1 protein-coding gene is annotated in these 1,667 nt (G+C 55.2%); it reads left to right on the top strand.

Annotation, left to right across the window (positions count from 1 at the left end; all coding sequences use genetic code 11):
• Positions 1–76 precede the first annotated feature (76 nt).
• A protein-coding gene (locus CER19_RS02815) for an IS3 family transposase (RefSeq protein ID WP_116665318.1) occupies positions 77–1,629 on the top strand; the annotation gives its coding sequence in 2 pieces (ribosomal slippage) (positions 77–539 and positions 539–1,629; 1,554 coding nt in all).
• Positions 1,630–1,667: the final 38 nt, after the last annotated feature.

Genomic DNA, 1,667 nt, shown 5'->3' on the forward strand with positions numbered 1-1,667 from the left:
CCCCCGGTGTCAGGATAGTTGTCGCCTCTCCTGATTTACCCCCAAAGAGCATACCGAGGGCGGAAAGAGGCAGGTTGTGACGTACTATTCACCCGAACGTAAAGCCACATTGCTTAAGATGTTGCTTCCTCCGCTGAACCTGACGGTAGCCGAAGTTTGTCGCCGTGAAGGGGTCAGCGATGTATCGCTGTATACCTGGCGCAAGATGGCCAGTATCCAAGGAAGCAAAGTGCCAGAAGACATACCGCTTTCTGATAAATGGTCTGCTGAGGCCCGGTTGACCGCTGTCATTGAAACAGCCAGCCTGACGCAACTTGAATTAGGTGAGTACTGCCGTCGAAACGGCCTTTACCCCGAGCAGATCAATGCTTGGCGTCAAGCCTGTATCAGCGGTCAAGAGGCGGTGCAGATCCAGAAAATGGCTGACCATGAACAGACGCGTAAAGACAAAAAACGCATCCAGGAACTTGAGCGTGAACTGCGCCGTAAAGATGCTGCATTAGCCGAAACCGCAGCGTTGTTAGTGCTGCGAAAAAAGCTCAACGACTACTGGGGGACCGACGGCGAGGACAACTGACTTCTTTGCCGGAACGGCAGTTGTTGGTGGGCTGGTTGATTGAAGCCATCGTCGCAGGCGCCCGGAAAGTACGTGCATGCCAGGAGGTCGGGCTATCTCTGCGAACCTTGCAGCGCTGGACCCAGGTGCCAGAGTTAAAGGCCGATGCACGCACCACCACCTTGCGGCCCAAGCCGCGAAATGCGCTGAGTGAAATTGAACGACAAGCCATCGTAACTCTGTGCAACAGCCCGATATACGCACATTTACCGCCCAGCCAGATCGTGCCGCGCCTGGCAGACGAAGCGCGGTATCTGGCGTCGGAAGCTACGTTTTATCGCATCTTGCGAGCAGCCGGCCAACAACACCACAGAGGTCGTAGCCGACGGCCTCGGCGCATTGTAATGCCGACAACGCACGCGGCTCAGAGGCCTAACCAGGTGTGGTCGTGGGACATCACGTATCTTCCCTCGCCCATACGCGGTAAGTATTTTTACCTGTATTTGATCGAAGATATTTACAGCCGCAAGGCCGTAGGTTGGGAAGTTTATGATGAGGAAAGTGGTGAAAAAGCTGCTGCGCTGTTGCAACGCAGCGTGATCAATGAGAAGTGCCTGCGTGAGCCCTTGGTGTTGCACTCTGATAACGGAGCGCCAATGAAATCGGTGACGCTGTTAAGCAAAATGTATGAGCTGGGCATCACGCCTTCTCGCGGTCGTCCCCGCGTGAGCAATGACAACCCATACTCGGAATCACTGTTTAGAACACTGAAGTACTGCCCGCAATGGCCCTTGGAAGGCTTCGCCAGCTTAGACGCTGCACGGACATGGGTGAGGGATTTTATGCGGTGGTACAACAGCGAACACAGGCACAGCCGAATCCGCTTCGTCACCCCGTCAGAGCGCCATGGTGGACAAGACCATCAGATCCTGGCGCTGCGCCATGAACTGTATGAGCGGGAACGCCGGAAAAGACCTGAACGGTGGTCTGGGCAAACACGTAACTGGGAACCGGTAGGAACGGTGCTGCTGAATCCGGATCGGGACCAACAGAGCGAACAAAAAGCGGCATAGCAGAACGGTTGACGCGACAACCACCTTGAAAAACGCCG

The organism is Pseudomonas sp. GL93 (assembly GCF_003408955.1).
GTDB classification, from domain to species: domain Bacteria; phylum Pseudomonadota; class Gammaproteobacteria; order Pseudomonadales; family Pseudomonadaceae; genus Aquipseudomonas; species Aquipseudomonas paracarnis.